14 protein-coding genes are annotated in these 15,952 nt (G+C 64.4%); 11 read left to right on the top strand and 3 right to left on the bottom strand.

The annotated features are described in order from the left end of the window. The first annotated feature begins 13 nt into the window (after positions 1-13). The 5 genes from V9L17_RS02640 (at position 14) to V9L17_RS02620 (ending at position 5,960) form a co-directional block, all read left to right on the top strand. On the top strand, positions 14-1,525 hold the full coding sequence (locus V9L17_RS02640; protein WP_337350360.1) for a CoA-acylating methylmalonate-semialdehyde dehydrogenase: 1,512 nt from the start codon (positions 14-16) through the stop codon (positions 1,523-1,525). A 98-nt stretch (positions 1,526-1,623) separates the two neighbouring features. Next, a complete protein-coding gene (locus V9L17_RS02635; protein ID WP_337350359.1) occupies positions 1,624-2,535 on the top strand; it encodes a sugar phosphate isomerase/epimerase family protein in 912 nt (303 codons plus the stop codon). Between the two features lie 34 nt (positions 2,536-2,569). After that, positions 2,570-3,583 (top strand): Gfo/Idh/MocA family protein, encoded by a 1,014-nt coding sequence (locus V9L17_RS02630; RefSeq protein ID WP_337350358.1) that lies wholly within the window; start codon positions 2,570-2,572, stop codon positions 3,581-3,583. Between the two features lie 35 nt (positions 3,584-3,618). Beyond that, a complete protein-coding gene (locus V9L17_RS02625; protein ID WP_337346373.1) occupies positions 3,619-4,491 on the top strand; it encodes a sugar phosphate isomerase/epimerase family protein in 873 nt (290 codons plus the stop codon). A gap of 29 nt (positions 4,492-4,520) precedes the next feature. Further along, entirely contained in the window at positions 4,521-5,960 is a 1,440-nt protein-coding gene (locus tag V9L17_RS02620; protein ID WP_337350357.1) for a sugar porter family MFS transporter, read from the top strand. Positions 5,961-6,059: 99 nt separating this feature from the next. Here V9L17_RS02620 and V9L17_RS02615 read toward each other — a convergent pair whose 3' ends face one another. The 3 genes from V9L17_RS02615 to V9L17_RS02605 form a co-directional block, all read right to left on the bottom strand. After that, on the bottom strand, positions 6,060-7,082 hold the full coding sequence (locus V9L17_RS02615) for a Gfo/Idh/MocA family oxidoreductase (RefSeq protein WP_337350356.1): 1,023 nt from the start codon (positions 7,080-7,082) through the stop codon (positions 6,060-6,062). Positions 7,083-7,232: 150 nt separating this feature from the next. Next, positions 7,233-8,252, bottom strand: a complete 1,020-nt coding sequence (locus V9L17_RS02610; protein WP_337346376.1) for a sugar phosphate isomerase/epimerase family protein — start codon at positions 8,250-8,252, stop codon at positions 7,233-7,235. After that, positions 8,249-9,427, bottom strand: a complete 1,179-nt coding sequence (locus tag V9L17_RS02605; protein WP_337350355.1) for a Gfo/Idh/MocA family protein — start codon at positions 9,425-9,427, stop codon at positions 8,249-8,251. The genes V9L17_RS02610 and V9L17_RS02605 overlap by 4 nt, the downstream gene beginning before the upstream one ends. Before the next feature lie 152 nt (positions 9,428-9,579). Here V9L17_RS02605 and V9L17_RS02600 point away from each other — a divergent pair, with 152 nt between their 5' ends. From V9L17_RS02600 to V9L17_RS02575, 6 genes are all read left to right on the top strand, one after another. After that, positions 9,580-10,599: a LacI family DNA-binding transcriptional regulator gene (locus V9L17_RS02600; RefSeq protein ID WP_337350354.1), complete on the top strand. Its 1,020-nt coding sequence runs from the start codon at positions 9,580-9,582 to the stop codon at positions 10,597-10,599. A 140-nt stretch (positions 10,600-10,739) separates the two neighbouring features. Beyond that, a complete protein-coding gene (locus tag V9L17_RS02595) occupies positions 10,740-11,735 on the top strand; it encodes a substrate-binding domain-containing protein (protein ID WP_337350353.1) in 996 nt (331 codons plus the stop codon). Positions 11,736-11,787: 52 nt separating this feature from the next. Beyond that, a complete protein-coding gene (locus V9L17_RS02590) occupies positions 11,788-12,843 on the top strand; it encodes an ABC transporter permease (RefSeq protein WP_337346380.1) in 1,056 nt (351 codons plus the stop codon). 11 nt (positions 12,844-12,854) lie between these two features. Continuing rightward, entirely contained in the window at positions 12,855-13,781 is a 927-nt protein-coding gene (locus V9L17_RS02585; RefSeq protein ID WP_337346381.1) for an ATP-binding cassette domain-containing protein, read from the top strand. 107 nt (positions 13,782-13,888) lie between these two features. After that, complete coding sequence (locus V9L17_RS02580) at positions 13,889-14,887, top strand: Gfo/Idh/MocA family oxidoreductase (protein WP_337350352.1); 999 nt, start codon at positions 13,889-13,891, stop codon at positions 14,885-14,887. Continuing rightward, complete coding sequence (locus tag V9L17_RS02575) at positions 14,884-15,933, top strand: Gfo/Idh/MocA family protein (RefSeq protein WP_337350351.1); 1,050 nt, start codon at positions 14,884-14,886, stop codon at positions 15,931-15,933. Before V9L17_RS02580 ends, V9L17_RS02575 begins: the two co-directional genes overlap by 4 nt. Positions 15,934-15,952 lie beyond the last annotated feature (19 nt).

Genomic DNA, 15,952 nt, shown 5'->3' with positions numbered 1-15,952 from the left:
AAGGAAGAGTCCCATGACTGTCACCACTGAGACCACCACCATCAGCCACTTCATCAACGGTGCCGAGACTGTCGGCGAGGGCGATCGCACGCAGCCGGTTTATAACCCGGCCACCGGTGCCGTGTCCGGGGAGTTGCGGCTGGCTAGCCGGGCGGACCTGGACGCCGCCGTCGCTGCAGCCCGCGCCGCCGCCGATACTTGGGGTGACATTTCGTTGGCGAAGCGGACCGCGGTGTTGTTTAAGTTCCGTGAACTGGTCGCGGCGCACGTGGATGAGTTGGCTGAGCTGATTACGGCCGAGCACGGGAAGGTCCTTTCGGATGCGAAGGGTGAGATCGGCCGCGGCCTGGAAGTCATTGAATACGCTTGCGGGATCCCGACCCTGGTTAAGGGCGATTACTCGGACCAGGTTTCCACGGGCATCGATGTGTTCTCTTTCCGTGAGCCGCTCGGTGTGGTCGCGGGGATCACGCCGTTCAACTTCCCGGTGATGGTGCCGTTGTGGATGGCGCCGATGGCGATCGCTACGGGTAACGCGTTCATCCTCAAGCCCTCCGAGCGTGACCCGTCTGCCTCGATGCTGCTGGCCAGGTTGTGGAAGGACGCCGGGCTGCCCGACGGGGTGTTCCAGGTCCTGCACGGTGGCAAGGAGACCGTGGACGGGCTCCTGACCCACCCGGACGTGGACGGGATCTCCTTCGTCGGGTCCACCCCGATCGCCCAATACGTCCATGAGACCGCCACCAAGCATGGCAAGCGGGTCCAGGCCCTGGGCGGGGCGAAGAACCACGCGATCGTGCTGCCCGACGCAGATTTGGACAACGCGGCGGACCACCTGGCGGCCGCCGCGTTCGGCTCCGCGGGGGAGCGGTGCATGGCGATTTCCGTGGCCGTCGCGGTCGGGGACGCCGCGGACCTGCTCGTCAAGAAGGTCGAAGAGCGTGCCTTGGCCGTGAAGGTGGATAACGGCACCGCGCCCGGCGCGGAAATGGGCCCGGTCATCACCCCGGCCTCCAAGGAGAGGATTGTCCGGATCGTCACCGAGGCAGAAGCCGCCGGAGCTGCGATGGTGGTGGACGGCCGCGACCTGGTGGTCCCCGGACATGAGGACGGCTTCTGGGTCGGCCCCACGGTCATTGACCACGTGAAGACCGGGATGAGCGCGTACACCGAGGAAATCTTCGGACCTGTCCTCGTGGTGGTCCGCGTGGACACCCTGGAGGACGGCATCGCGCTGATCAACGCCAACCCGTACGGGAACGGCACCGCGATCTTTACCTCCTCCGGCGCGGCCGCCCGCAAGTTCCAGCGCTCCGTGACCGTGGGCATGATCGGTATCAACGTGCCCCTGCCCGTGCCGGTGGCGTACCACTCCTTCGGCGGCTGGAAAGCCTCCCTGTTCGGCGACAAACACATCTACGGCCCCGAAGGCGTCTCCTTCTACACCCGCGGCAAGGTCATCACGTCCCGCTGGCCCGAACCCACCCACGCCTCCGGCGCCTCCTACAACTTCCCCTCCAACTGACGCCCCCACCCGCCACCGATCGATTGCTCCCCGGCACCCTCGCAGTTTTGAACCTCCAAAAGGGCCCTTGCAGAGCAACCGATGAGAAGGATTGAGAAATGACTGAGAACAAGCTGATCATCGGCACAGCGCCGGACTCCTGGGGCGTCTGGTTCGCGGATGACCCCAAGCAGACCCCCTGGGAGCGGTTCCTCGACGAAGTGGCCGAATCCGGCTACAAGTGGATCGAACTCGGACCCTACGGCTACCTCCCGAACGACCCCGCCCGGCTCGCCGAAGAGCTTAAGCAGCGTGACCTGAAAGTCACCGCGGGAACTGTCTTCACGGCGTTCCACCGCGGACTGGACCAGTGGGAGACCGCCTGGGAGCCGGCCCGAAAGGTCGCAGAACTCACCGCAGCCATGGGCGGCGAGCACATGGTGGTCATCCCCGCGATGTGGCGCGATGACGTCACCGGCGAGGCCGTGGAAAGCGGCCAACTCACCGAAAAGGCCTGGAGTGACCTGTTCGTCGGCCACAACCGCCTGGGCAAGACCCTGCTCGAAGACTTTGGCCTGAAGCAGCAGTTCCACTCGCACGCAGACTCACACGTGGGCGCCCAGGAAGACATCGAACACCTCCTCGCTGCCACGGATCCGAAGTACCTGAATCTGTGCCTGGACACCGGCCACGCCGAATACTGCGGAGCTTCCAGCCTTGAGCTCATCAAGAACTACCCGGACCGGATCGGCTACCTACACCTGAAGCAGATCAACCCGGACATCCTGAAAAAGGTCAACGAGGAAAACATGACCTGGGCCGCGGCCAACCTGGCCGGCGTCATGACCGAGCCACCGAACGGGCTGCCGGACCTGCGTGCAGTCATCGAAGCCGTCGAGGCACTGAACCGCCCCATCTTCGGAATTGTGGAGCAGGACATGTACCCGGTAGCGTTCGACGTCCCCATGCCGATCGCCAAGCGCACCCGCAACTACCTGCTGTCCTGCGGTTCCCGTACCGCCGTCAACTGACGCCGCCCAGGCACACCAAACGTAAGGAAGAACCATGACTGAAACCCTTCGCGTCGCCGTCATCGGCGCCGGCCGCATGGGCGCGGACCACATCCAGCGCCTCAACAGCCGCATTCACGGCGCTGAAGTAGCCGCCGTCGTCGACGTTGACCTGTCCCGTGCCCAGGCAGCCATCGAAGGCATTCCCGGCGCCGTCGCCTTGGCCGATGCCAACGAGGCGCTGAACAACGGCGACGTTAACGCCGTCCTCATTGCCACCCCGGGTTTCCTGCACGAGGACATCCTGCTCAAGGCGATCGCCAAAGACATCCCCATCCTCTGCGAAAAGCCGCTGACTCCGGGCGCCGAGTCTTCCTGGAAGATTGTCCAGGCCGAAGTGAAGCTGGGCCGCAAGCGCATTCAGGTGGGCTTCATGCGCAGGTTCGACGCCGAATACGCCGCCTTGGGCGGCATCATCCGCAGTGGTGAACTTGGCGAGCTGCTGATGCTCCACCACCAGCACCGCAACCCCACCACCCCGCCCGGTTTCACCAACGAGATGCTGATCAACGACTCCGTGGTGCACGAATTCGACGCCATCCGCTTCTTCACCGGCGAGGAAATCACTTCCGTGCAGGTCCGCCTGGGCAAGGCAACAAAGAATGCGCCCGCCGGCCAGCACGACCCCCAACACGTCCTGATCGAAACCGAATCAGGCGTCCTGGCCGACGTTGAAATCTACGTCAACGCCAAGTTTGGCTACGAAGTGGCCACACAGGCCACCTTCGAGGACGGCATCGTCAACATCGGCGGCGACGGCGGCCCGTACATCCGCACCTCGGGCCGTTGGGGCGGCAAGATCACCCACGGATTCGAGGACCGCTTTGGTGCCGCGTACGACGTCGAAGTCCAGGCCTGGGCAGACGCCGCCCGCCGCGGCGAGATCGGTGGCCCCACCGCCTGGGACGGCTACGCCACCGCGGCGTGCTGCGAGGCCGGCGTCGAGGCCCAGAAATCCGGCGAAAAGGTAGAGGTCCGGCTCAACACCAAGCCTGACCTCTACAGCTAGCCCCCTCCCGACTGAACCACAACGGAGTGTCCCACGTGAAAATTGCCCTCGACCCCACCCCGTACCATCACAGCCACAGCCTGCTGGAATTTCCGCGCGTGGCAGCTGATCTCGGTTACAAGTACCTGCAACTGACGCCGCATGCAGACATGATCCCTTTCTACAACCACCCCAAGGCCGACGACGAGCTCGTGGCTCAGATGAACAAGGCCTGCAAGGACGCCGGCGTCGAAATCGCCTCAGTGCTTCCCGTGCTGCGTTGGTCCGGCCCCGATGAGGATGCCCGCGAGGCGGCCGTTCGCTACTGGAAACGCGCTATCCGCATCGCCGTGGACCTCGGCGTCAGCACCATGAACACCGAATTCAGCGGCCGCCCGGAAAAAGCCGAGGAATCCGAACGCGCCTTCTACCGGTCCATGGAGGAACTGCTGCCGATCATCGAACGCGAGGGACTGGATGTGCTGATCGACCCGCACCCGGACGACTTCGTCGAAGACGGCCTGGCCGCCATCCGCGTCATCCGCGGTGTTAATTCGCCCAACATCGGCATGGTCTACGTGGCCTCACACACCTTCCACATGGGCAACAAACCCCTTGACATCATGCGCGCAGCGGGGGACAAGCTGCGCTTGGTCCACGTCTCGGACACGATGGACCACCACGCCTCCCACGGCCTGCGGTACATCACCAACCCACCCGGAAACGCCGTGCGCGTGCACCAGCACCTGAAGATCGGCGACGGCGACGTCAACTGGGACGAGTTCTTCGGCGGGCTCAAGGAAATCGGCTTCCTGGCCAAGGACAACACCGTGATGGTGTCCAGCGTCTTCGCCGAGGATGAAAACGCCGACGACGTGTCCCGCTACCAACTGGAGACCATGCGCAACTACGTCGCGAAGGCCAACTGATGGCAGGGACGGAACTAGACAAAGGAACCATGACAAAATCCGCGACAGTCCAGGCCGCTGCCACCGACGCCGCCCGGGCCGTCGGTGCGACCAACCCGAACCCGAAGAAGTTCATGCGGAAGGTAGCGTTGTTCTCCACCTTCGGCGGGTTGCTGTTCGGCTACGACACCGGCGTCATCAACGGCGCCCTTCCGTTTATGCAGAGGGACCTGGGGCTGACCCCGCTGACGGAAGGGCTTGTCACCTCCACCCTCCTGTTCGGTGCGGCCTTCGGCGCCATCAGCGCGGGACGGCTCTCGGACCGCTTCGGCCGCCGAAAGACCATCATGGGGCTGGCCTTGATCTTCGTGGTGGCCACCATCGCCTGCACCCTCTCACCCAGCACTGAACTGCTCATTGCGGCGCGGACCCTGCTGGGCCTGGCCGTGGGCGGTGCCTCCGTGATTGTCCCGGTGTACCTCGCCGAGATGTCGCCGGCAGCCCAACGCGGCCGCATCGTCACGCAAAACGAACTGATGATCGTTACCGGCCAGTTCCTGGCCTTCACGTTCAACGCCGTCCTCGGCAACGCCTTCCCCGAAGAAACGCATGTGTGGCGCTGGATGCTGGTTATCGCCACGCTCCCGGCCGTGGTCCTGTGGTTTGGGATGCTGGTCCTGCCGGAGAGCCCTCGCTGGCTGGCGTCCGCCGGCCGTTTTGGGGCCGTCCTTGACGTGCTGCGGTCCACCCGGGCCGCCGGCGACGTTTCGGCGGAGTTCGACGAGGTCCGGCAAGCGGCCAGGGAGGACTACAAGGCCAACCTCGGGACCTTCAGGGACCTCACCGTGCCCTGGATCCGCAGGATCTTCGTGGTGGGCCTGGGAATGGCCATCATCAACCAGATCAGCGGCGTCAACGCCATTATGTACTACGGGACGTCCATCCTGTCCTCGTCCGGATTCGGCGATCAGGGCGCTTTGATCGCCAACGTCCTGAACGGCGTGACGTCCGTTGTGGCCGTGATCATCGGCATGTACCTGATGGCGCGCGTACCCCGCAAACCCATGCTGATCGTGGGACTGTGCGGCACCGCTTCTTCCCTGACGGCCATTGCGCTCGTCTCCATGCTCCTGCCGGAGAGCACGTTACGCGGCTATCTTGTGCTGCTGTTTATGGTGACGTTCCTGGCTTCCATGCAGGGCTGCATCGGTACCGTCACATGGTTGACCATGTCCGAGATCTTCCCCATGCACGTCCGCGGCATCGCGATGGGCATCTGCGTCTTTGTGCTGTGGATGATCAACTTCCTGATCGGGTTCTCGTTTCCGCAGATGGTCTCGTGGATCGGTGTTTCGGCGACGTTCTTCATCTTCGTGGCACTGCAGCTGTCCGCCATTGTCTGGGTCAAGCGCGTCGTTCCGGAGACAAAGGATAAATCGCTGGAGGAGCTGGAGCACCTGTTCAAGCAACGCTCGGGCGTGCCCGTCTAGGGCGCCAAAAATGAGGCAGCAACAAACGCCCGACGCCGGCCGGCGTCGGGCGTTTATTCCTGCACCTCGCGGTGCGGGCCGGCGGGTGCGTTGTGGGTGCTAGAGCGCGATCACCACTTTCTCCTTCGCGCTGCGGCGGGCCGCGTCCAGGACCTCCAATGTCTGAATCCCCTCGGCTGCGGGAACGGGTTCCGGCCCGTCGCCGCGGACCGCGAGGGCGAACTCGGCATAAAAGCCGGCATAATTTCCCTGCGCAGAGGCAATGACCCTGCGGGCCTCCCTTGTGGCCAGGGTTCCCCAATTTTTGGCCGCATCGATGCCCCACGTTGCGGGTTCGTTCGCAGGCCTGCGCCCGGCAAACACGGCGTCCGCCTGGACGTCGGCACCTGAGGCCACGTAACTGCCCTTGCTGCCGTATGCGCGCAACTCCCGGGTGGCGGAATGGTTCAGTTTGCTGGCGGACACTGTGGAGACGACACCGGATGCATGCGTCAAGGTGACAACAAAGCCGCAGTCAGTCCGCTCCCCGAAGCGGTCCGTCCAGTCCAGTGTTGCGTGCACGTGGGTCGCCGGTCCCAGGAGCCACAGCATCTGGTCAACCAAATGGCTGCCGAGATCCCGAAGGAGGCCGCCGCTGGCCCCAAGTTCAAGGCTGTCCGCGTTGTCCTGGTCCATGGTCGAATGGACCCGCCACAACTCACCAAGTTCCCCGGCTGCCAAGACGTTCGCCAGCGTGAGGATGTCCGCGTCGCGGCGCCGGTTGTGGTAGACGTTCAGGACAACACCTGCATGGTCCGCGGCCACGGCCAGTTCCCGCGCAGCGTCCGCATTGGCGGCGAAGGGCTTGTCTGCCACAACGTGCACACCCGCTTTGATGGCTTCCAGGACAAGCTCCTGGCGGGTGTGTGGTGGCGTGGTGATGGTCACCGCATCCACGCCGGCGTCCAGCAGCTCGGCGAGGCTCGCGTAGACCGGCAGTCCGGGGAAGTCTGCTTCGACCTGGGCTCTTTTCGTGCCTGAACGCGCTACGACGCCAACGAGTTCCACTCCGGCGGCGGCTTCAATGAACGGTGCATGGAAGTATCTGCCGCCTGCTCCGTAGCCGACTATGCCAATGCGCATCTGCAGTGGTCCTATTCTCCGAAGGCTGTTCGGGGGTACTAGGGGTGTTCCGGGCGTGCCCCGATGCCGAGTTCGCCGGAAGCGCGCCAGCTCGCCCGGAAATCTCCGGCGAGCTGGCGGTGTTCCGGCGACCTCGTGGGTGCCAGGAGGCTAGGCCGTCAGGTTCAGCGATGCGGAGAGCGCCGCGTCAGCGTCCCGCAGGACCTTGGCCGCGACCTCGAGGCCCTCGATCCGGCCCAAGGACACATCCTCATGCTCGATGTTGACCAGCATGTCCGGGTCCACCTCGTGCAACGCCCGCAGGAATTCGGTCCAGAAGGCGGTGTCGTGCCCGCGGCCCAGAGCCACGAAGTCCCAGGCCGAGTTCTTGGGCCACTCGTTTGCCCACTCGTCGCCGCCGAGGTTGGTGCGGTTTTCGTCCGGGGCAAGCCTGCGGAAGCTGTTGTCCAGGACGCCGTATAGCGCGGCGTTTTCAGTGTTGACCCTGACATCCTTCGCGGCTGCCTGGAAGATCAGGGGGCCGAGTTCGCGGACAACGGCCACAGGGTCCATCTGCTGCCAGAAGAGGTGGGAAGCATCGAGTTCGACGCCGACATGCGTTGCGCCGGTGAGCTCGATGAGTTTACGGACATCGGCGGTGTTGAAGACGATGTTCTGCGGGTGCAGCTCGAGGGCGACTTTGACGCCATGGTCGGCGGCGAGGCGATCGGTTTCCTTCCAGAACCGGGCAGCTACGTCCCACTGGTAGTCCAGCACGTCCAGTGCCGCTGAATTCCAGGCGTTGACCACCCAGTTGACCGTGGTGGCGCCGGGTTCTCCGCCGGGCAGGCCGGACATGGTCACTACCCGGTTCTGGCCGAGGCGGTGCGCCAGCCTGATGGAGCGGCGGATGTCCTCGGCATGCTTCTCGCCGATCTCACGTTTCGGGTGCAACGGATTGCCGTTGCAGTTCAGTCCGGCGATGGAGACACCGGTGCCTTCGAAAATCGCGAGGTAGTCGTCCCGGGCGGCGTCGCTTTCGAGGATCTGATCCATGGTGGGTACATGGACGGCGGGCAGGAAACCGCCGGTGTTGATCTCGATGCCGGTAAGGCCAAGGTCTGCGATGACCTTCAGTGCCTCGGGAAGCGGCCGGTCGTGCAGGATCGCGTTGTACACGCCGAGCTTCATAGCGTGATCTTCTTTCCGTTGTTGAGGGCGGATTCGGTTACTGCGCCGAGCAGTTCCATGTTGCGCACACCTTCGTCGAAGCTGGCGCAGCGGGGCAGGGATTCCTCTTCATTGATGCCGGCAACTTCCTCGAGGAATGCCCGGGCCTGGTAGCCGAAGGCGTCGTTCTGGCCGAAACCGACCTCGGGAGCATCCATGGCGAGGCCGCCGGCGATGTAGGGGTGGCCCGGGCCGAGGATGACCTGGCGGTAGCCGTTCTGATTGCCTGAGCCGTCGTTGAGGAACAGCTGGATTTCAGCGGGGCGGCGCTGGTCGAACTTTGCGGCACCGTTTTCGCAGAACACCTCGAACTGCAGGCTGTTCGCGTGCCCGGCTGCGACGCGGGAGACTTCAAAGCTGCCGGCGCCGTTTTCAAACTCCGCGTTGAACGCGGCGAAGTCGTCATTCTCGACGGCTTCGAAGGTATCGCTGACGGCAACATGGTCGTGGCCCATCACGGCGGCGAGCGGCAGCGGGCGCTTCCCTATGACGGTGCTCAATTGCCCGCCCGTGACGGACTTGATGTCGCCGCACAGGAATTCCGAGATGTACGTCAGGTGGCTTCCTACGTCGGCGAGGGCACCGGAGCCGGGGCCGCCCTTGTAGCGCCAGCTCATGGGGGCGGCGGGGCTGAAGCCGTAGTCGGTCCAGTAGCGGCCGCTGAAGTGCAGGACGTTGCCGAGGACACCGTTGCGGATGAGGTCCCGAATGTAGGCGATGCCGGGGGTACGGCGGAACGTGAAACCGATCCGGGCAATGCTGCCGGCGTTCCGGGCCGCATCTGCCATGGCGCGGGCATCTGCCAAGGAGTCGCTCAGCGGCTTCTCGCACAGGACATGCTTGCCCGCGGCCAGCAGGCCTTCGACAACCTCGCGGTGGAGGGAGTTGGCGATGACGACGCTGACAACGTCGATGTCGTCGGCTTCGGCGATTGCCTGCCAGGACGTGTCGTTGCGCTCGTAGCCGAAGCGGCGGGCGGCCAACGAACCGAACTCGGCGTTGACGTCGCCGATTGAGACCAGCCGCACCGGCGGCAGCACAGGGCTGTACAGGGCAGATGCTGTGCGGTAAGCGGCAGCGTGGGCCTTGCCGGCCATGCCTGCACCGATGACGGCGACGCCTAGGCTTTCAGCCATTGATTTCTCCTTCGAAATTTCGCCGCGGCGGGACACTCTACGGCATTTTGTAGCGCTACAATTTGTAAGCTGGATTCGAGCGTAACTATGTTCATATGTCCTGTCAATCCTTCGGCGGATATCCTCGAAGCCAGAGAAGAGAGGCACTTCCGATGACATTGAATCGCCCCAAGACGCGACGCCCCACGATCTACGACGTAGCCAGGCAGGCCGGCGTCTCACCGTCTTTGGTTTCGCTGGTGCTGCAGAATCCCGTGCGCGTGAGCGAGAAGCGGCGCGAAGCCGTCCAAGCGGCCATATCGGACCTTGGGTACCGCCCCAGCCGGGCCGCGACGACGCTTGCCAGCAGCCGGACCAAAAGCATTGGACTGGTCATTGACGATTACCGGAACCTCTGGTTCGTCGACCTGCTCCGGGGTATGGAATCCGCGCTCACCGAGCATGGCTATCAGGTCATGCTGGCGGACTCCCGGCCGGGGGAGAATCGCATCAAGGAAGCCGTTGACGGGCTGCTTGCCATGCACGTTGACGGGCTGGTGATCGCTGCGGAGCCCAGCCCGTCCATGCTGGGCGGGGTGGGGGTGCCCACGGTGGTGGCCGGCTGGCGCGACGGCGTGCCGGCCGGCGCCGATCTCATAACCAATGACGACGACGGCGGCGGCGCGATGGCGGCGGATCACCTTCTGGGGCTCGGTCATAGGCGGATCGGCCACCTCACCGGGTCGGGCGGCGCCGCTGCCCATCGGCGGGAAGGCTTCCGCGCGCGGCTGCAGGAGTCCGGCGCTGAACAACGGATCGTGGGGGATTCGGGTGGCACGTCCGAGGAGGACGGCTACGCCTCGGCGTGTTGGCTGCTGGACAACCATCCGGACACCACCGCCATCTTTGCCGCCAACGACACGATGGCACTGGGGGCCTTCGGCGCGATCAAGGCGCGCGGCCTGGCTGTCCCGGCCGACATCTCCGTGATCGGCTACGACAACTCAACCTTGGCAAAGTCGCGATATCTGGATCTGACGTCGGTGGACAACCGTAGCGACCTCGTGGGAGTGGATGTGGCGAACGCGCTGCTGGCGCGCATTCGGGAGCCCGCCATTGGCCCGCAACGCAGGCTGATCGAGCCCGCCCTGGTGGTTCGGGGTACTACGGCGCGGCGTGTGCACCAGGCGTAGGAGGACGTCTCACGTTAAAACATCCTAATGTCAGGACAAACTATTGACATTGGTGAGCCGGGTCACCATGATCGAGGTAGACAGTGCTCCGAGGGCTGCAGAGTGGCGGCCCGGAGCCTGAGAGATCAAAGGAGATTTAGGTGGCTAATTTTTCTTGGCGCAAGGCTGCACTGGTGGCGGCAGTAGTACCGATGATGGCGTTGAGCGCATGTTCGAGCACTGGCGGACGGACCCCAGAAACTGCGAACGGCGGTGGTGGCGGCCAGGTTGCCACGACGGAGCGGATGAAGATCGCTTTGATCGCCCATGCTCCCGCGGGCGACACATTCTGGGACACGGTTCGCAAGGGTGCCGAGGAGGCAGCCGCGAAGGACAACGTTGAACTGCTTTACACCTCCGATCCGGAGGCCGGACGGCAGGCACAGCTGATCGAGCAGGCCATTGACCAGAAGGTGGACGGCATTGCGGTTACCCTGGCCACGCCCGACGCCTTAAAGGAGGCGCTGAAGAAAGCCACTGATGCAGGCATTCCGATTGTCAGCTTCAACGCCGGCGAATCGGCCTCCGCGCAGTTGGGAGCGTTCACCCACTTCGGCTCCAACGAGCAGCTTGCCGGCCAGGCAGTGGGCACAAGGCTTGCAGAGGGTGGCTACAAGCACCCGGTATGTGTCATTCAGGCGCAGGGCCACGTGGGCCTCGAAGCCCGGTGCGCCGGCGTGAAGGCCAAAGTGCCCGGCACGGAAATCCTTTACGTCAACGGAGCGGACATGACGTCCGTTGAATCGACGGCAACCGCGAAGCTGCAGGCATCCAAGGATGCTGATGTCATCATCGGCCTGGGTGCTCCCATTACCCTGACGCTCCTGAAGTCTGTGGCTACCGCCGGAAGCTCGGCCAAGGTTGCCAGCTTCGACCTGAACAAGGAACTGGCCCAAAAAGTTTCCGACGGCAGCGTGCTGTTCACGGTGGACCAGCAGCCATGGCTGCAGGGCTACGGTGCAGTAGACGCGCTGTGGCAGAACAAGCGGGGCGGGTTCAAGCTCGGCGGCGGACAGTCGGTCCTGACCGGCCCGGCCATCGTCGACCAGTCCAACGCCGCTGATGTCCTGAAGTTCGCCGAACAGGGTATCCGCTAACAGCCCGCTGGCCGGGCCGGTGAACGCCGGCCCGGCAGCAAGGAGAGTTCTCATGACCATTACCCAGACAAAAACAACCACAAAGTCGGCAGTGTCCGACGAACGTGTGGCCACGCGCAGTGCGTTCCAGAAGCTGTTGGGCCGGCCTGAGGTCGGTGCCCTCGTGGGTGCGATCGTCCTCTTTATCTTTTTTGCGTTGGTGTCCTCTACCTTTACGCAGCCCAATGCGCTGGCGACCATTCTTTATGGCAGTTCCACGATCGGGATCATGGCGGTGGGGGTGTCGCTGCTGATGATCGGCGGGGAGTTTGACCTTTCCACCGGCGTGGCGGTGATCTCCTCGGCGCTGACGGCGTCGATGTTCAGCTGGTACTTCAGCACCAACGTGTGGGTCGGTGTTGGCTTGGCCCTGGTGGTCTCGGTGGGCATCGGTTACATCAACGGCTGGATCCTGATGAAGACCAAACTGCCCAGCTTCATCGTGACCCTTGCGACGTTCCTGATGCTGACGGGCCTGAACCTGGGCCTCACCCGTTTGATCGGCGGGTCCGTGTCCTCACCCTCGATCTCCACGATGGATGGTTTCGCCTCTGCCCGGGCCGTGTTCGCGTCCTCCGTGACCATCGCCGGGGTTGATGTGAAGATCACGGTGTTCATCTGGATCGCGTTGGTCGCGGTCGCTACGTGGGTGCTGATGCGGACCCGCGTGGGGAACTGGATCTTCGCCGTTGGCGGGGATGAGAACGCGGCCCGCGCCGTGGGTGTCCCGGTCAAGGCGACCAAGATCGGTTTGTTCATGGGCGTGGGGTTCTGCGGCTGGGTGCTGGGAATGCACAACCTATTCGCGTTCGATACCGTGCAGTCCGGTGAGGGCGTGGGCAACGAATTCCTCTACATCATCGCCGCGGTGATCGGCGGGTGCCTGCTGACCGGCGGCTACGGCTCGGCTGTGGGCGGGGCGATCGGCGCGTTCATCTTTGGCATGGCCAACAAGGGCATCGTTTATGCCCAGTGGAATCCGGACTGGTTCAAGTTCTTCCTGGGCCTGATGTTGCTGCTGGCCACCATCGTCAACCTCATCGTCAAACGCCGCGCGGAACTCAAGTAAAGGGGCCGGGAATGAATGCCAACCAGATTGACCAGCAAACCCTGCTCCAGAATGAACGGGACCCGCTCACGCACACCCCGGTGCACCTGCTCTCCCTGGACGGGGTGGGCAAGCACTACGGCAACATCATCGCCTTGTCCGATGTGACGATGGCCGTGGACAACGGCCGCGTCACCTGTGTCCTGGGTGACAACGGCGCGGGCAAGTCCACCCTGATCAAGATCATCGCCGGCCTGCACCAGCACGACGCCGGGGTCCTGAACATCATGGGCGAGGAACGCAAATTCAGTTCCCCCAGGGACGCCTTGGACGCCGGCATCGCTACCGTCTACCAGGACCTCGCGGTGGTGCCGCTGATGCCGATCTGGCGGAACTTCTTCCTCGGCTCGGAACTGACCTCGGGCTGGGGGCCGTTCAAGAGCATGGACGTCGAGAAGATGAAAGCGATCACGCTCAAGGAACTCGCCGAAATGGGCATCGACCTGCGCGACGTCGAGCAGCCCATCGGCCAGCTCTCCGGCGGTGAACGCCAGTGCGTCGCGATCGCCCGCGCCGTGTACTTCGGTGCCAAGGTCCTGATCCTGGACGAACCGACGGCGGCCCTGGGCGTGAAGCAGTCCGGCGTGGTCCTGCGCTACATCCTGCAGGCCCGCGACCGCGGACTCGGGGTCATCTTCATCACCCACAACCCGCACCACGCCTTCCCCGTCGGGGACCGGTTCCTGCTGCTCAAGCGTGGCAAATCGATCGGCTACTACGACAAAAAAGACATCACCCTCGACGAACTCACTGCCCAGATGGCCGGAGGCGCCGAACTCGCCGAACTCGCCCACGAACTCGAACAACTCGGCGGGCACGGAGACGTCGTCAAGGAGGTACAGGCCGAAGTCGCCGAAGTCACGGACACAGCCAAGGCCGGCGCCCCAAAGCACGCCTAGCGGCAGCACCCGGCGGGGTGCTCCGGATATCCCTCCGGAGGACCCCGCCATGCCTGTGCGCACCGGCCCGGGACCACGCACACACGAACACACACGAAGGGAACACCATGCCGATCCGGGTAGGCGTCATCGGCGCCGGAATCATGGGCGCGGACCACATCAGGAACCTCTCTACCACCATCGGGGGTGCCGAAGTCACCTTTGTGGCAGATCTCGACGCCGACCGAGCCGCCGCGGCAGCGCCGCCGTCCGCACGCATCACCACTGACCCTGCCGAGCTGATCAACTCCAGCGACGTGGACGCCGTCGTGGTTGCCTCGCACGATGCCACGCACGCCGGACTGGTCCTGCAGTGCTTCGAAGCGATGACGCCGGTCCTGTGCGAAAAGCCGCTGGCCCCTACTGTCCTGGAAAGCCTGGAGGTGGTGGCCGCCGATGCCGACATGGTTGCTGCAACGGGAGCGTCCCTGCTCTCGCTGGGCTTCATGCGGCGCTTCGACCCGGGCTACGTCGCACTGCGGCAGGCCGTGCAGGACCGGGTGCAGGGCGAGCCCCTGATGGTCCATTGCATCAGCCGTAATGCCTCTGCGGCTCCCGGTGCAACCTCAGAATCGGCCATCACCAATTCAGCCATCCACGAGCTGGACATCATCCCCTGGCTGCTGGACTCTCCCATCACGGAAGTGTCGTGGCAGGCCGGAAAAAGTACTCGAAACGCCGCGGCCGGACTGCGGGATCCCGCGTTCATGACGCTCCGCACCGCTGATGGGACCCTCACCACCCTGGAGCTGTACCTGAATGCGCAGTACGGCTACGCCACCCGCTGCGAGGTCGTTTCCGAGCGTGGCACCACTGCCCTGCAGAATTCGGCGCTGCTGGGCTTTGAGCAGCAGGGAACCAGGCAGGCGCAGATCCCAGCGGACTGGCGCCCCAGGTTCGCCGACGCGTACCGGCTGCAGCTGCAGGCCTGGATTTCCGCGCTCGCCGCAGGAGAGAAGCCCACCCTCGCCGGCGCGCAGGACGGACTCAACGCCTCTGTTGTTGCCCAAGCCATGATCCAGTCGCTGCAAAGCGACGGCGCATCTACGAAAGTGAGCTATGCATGAGCGCTGCAACCCTCCCGCAGTCCCGGGTGCCCGGATCCCGGGATGCCCCCGTACTGCGGTGGGGCATCATGGGCCCGGGCTGGATTGCCGAACGCTTCACCGAATCCATCCAGACGAACACCGGGCAGGTGATCGCGGCCGTCGGATCCCGTTCGCTGAGCCGCGCCAAGGCCTTCGCGGAAACGTACGACGTGGCTGCGGCATACGGCAGCTATGAGGAACTGGCCGCCGCCCCGGACATCGACATCGTTTACGTCTGCACACCGCACACGGGCCACCACGCGGCCGCTGCGCTGGCTATCGACGCCGGCAAGCACGTCCTGATCGAAAAGCCGATCGGGCTCAACGCAGACCAGGCGCGGGACATCGCCGCCCGGGCAGAGGCGGCCGGAGTATTCGCCGCCGAGGCGATGTGGACCTTCTTCCTGCCGAAGTTCGATGTGATCAGGCAGATTCTCGACGCCGGGACGCTGGGTACCATCACCACGGTCGTCGCGGAGTACGGCGAGCACTTCGACCGCACGCACCGCATCTTCAGTCCGGAACTGGCCGGCGGCCCGCTGCTTGACCTGGGCACCTACCCGCTGGCGCTTGTCACGGAGGTGCTTGGCAGCCCACAGCGGCTGCTCGCCGTCGGGCAACCCCACGAATCCGGGGTTAATGCCCAGCTGTCTGCCGTCATGGAATTCGACGGCGGCGCCCAAGCCGTGGTGAACACACACGTGCACAATTTCACGCCCACGGCCGCCATTGTGGTCGGTTCCGAGGCCACCCTGACCATCGAGGGGCCGTTCAATATGCCCGGCGGCTTTGAGGTCCGTTTCCCTGACGGAACACGCTTGCGCCACGACGAACCCTCCGGCGGCCACTTCGAAGGCCTGCACTATGAGGCGGCGGCGGTGGCGCGCGCCATTGCCGCAGGCAGCACGCAATCCGGCCAGCGGACCCTCGCAGCCTCTATCCGCACCCTGGAAGTGGCCGACGAGATCCGCCGGCAGCTTGGCGTGGTGTTCCCCGGCGAAGCTGGCATTGCGGCGTCGCCGTGATCCCCGGCGAGACCACTCA

Origin of the sequence: Pseudarthrobacter sp. CCNWLW207 (assembly GCF_037203945.1) — a bacterium.
Lineage (GTDB): Bacteria > Actinomycetota > Actinomycetes > Actinomycetales > Micrococcaceae > Arthrobacter.
This window is presented reverse-complemented; position numbering and strand designations above follow the sequence as displayed.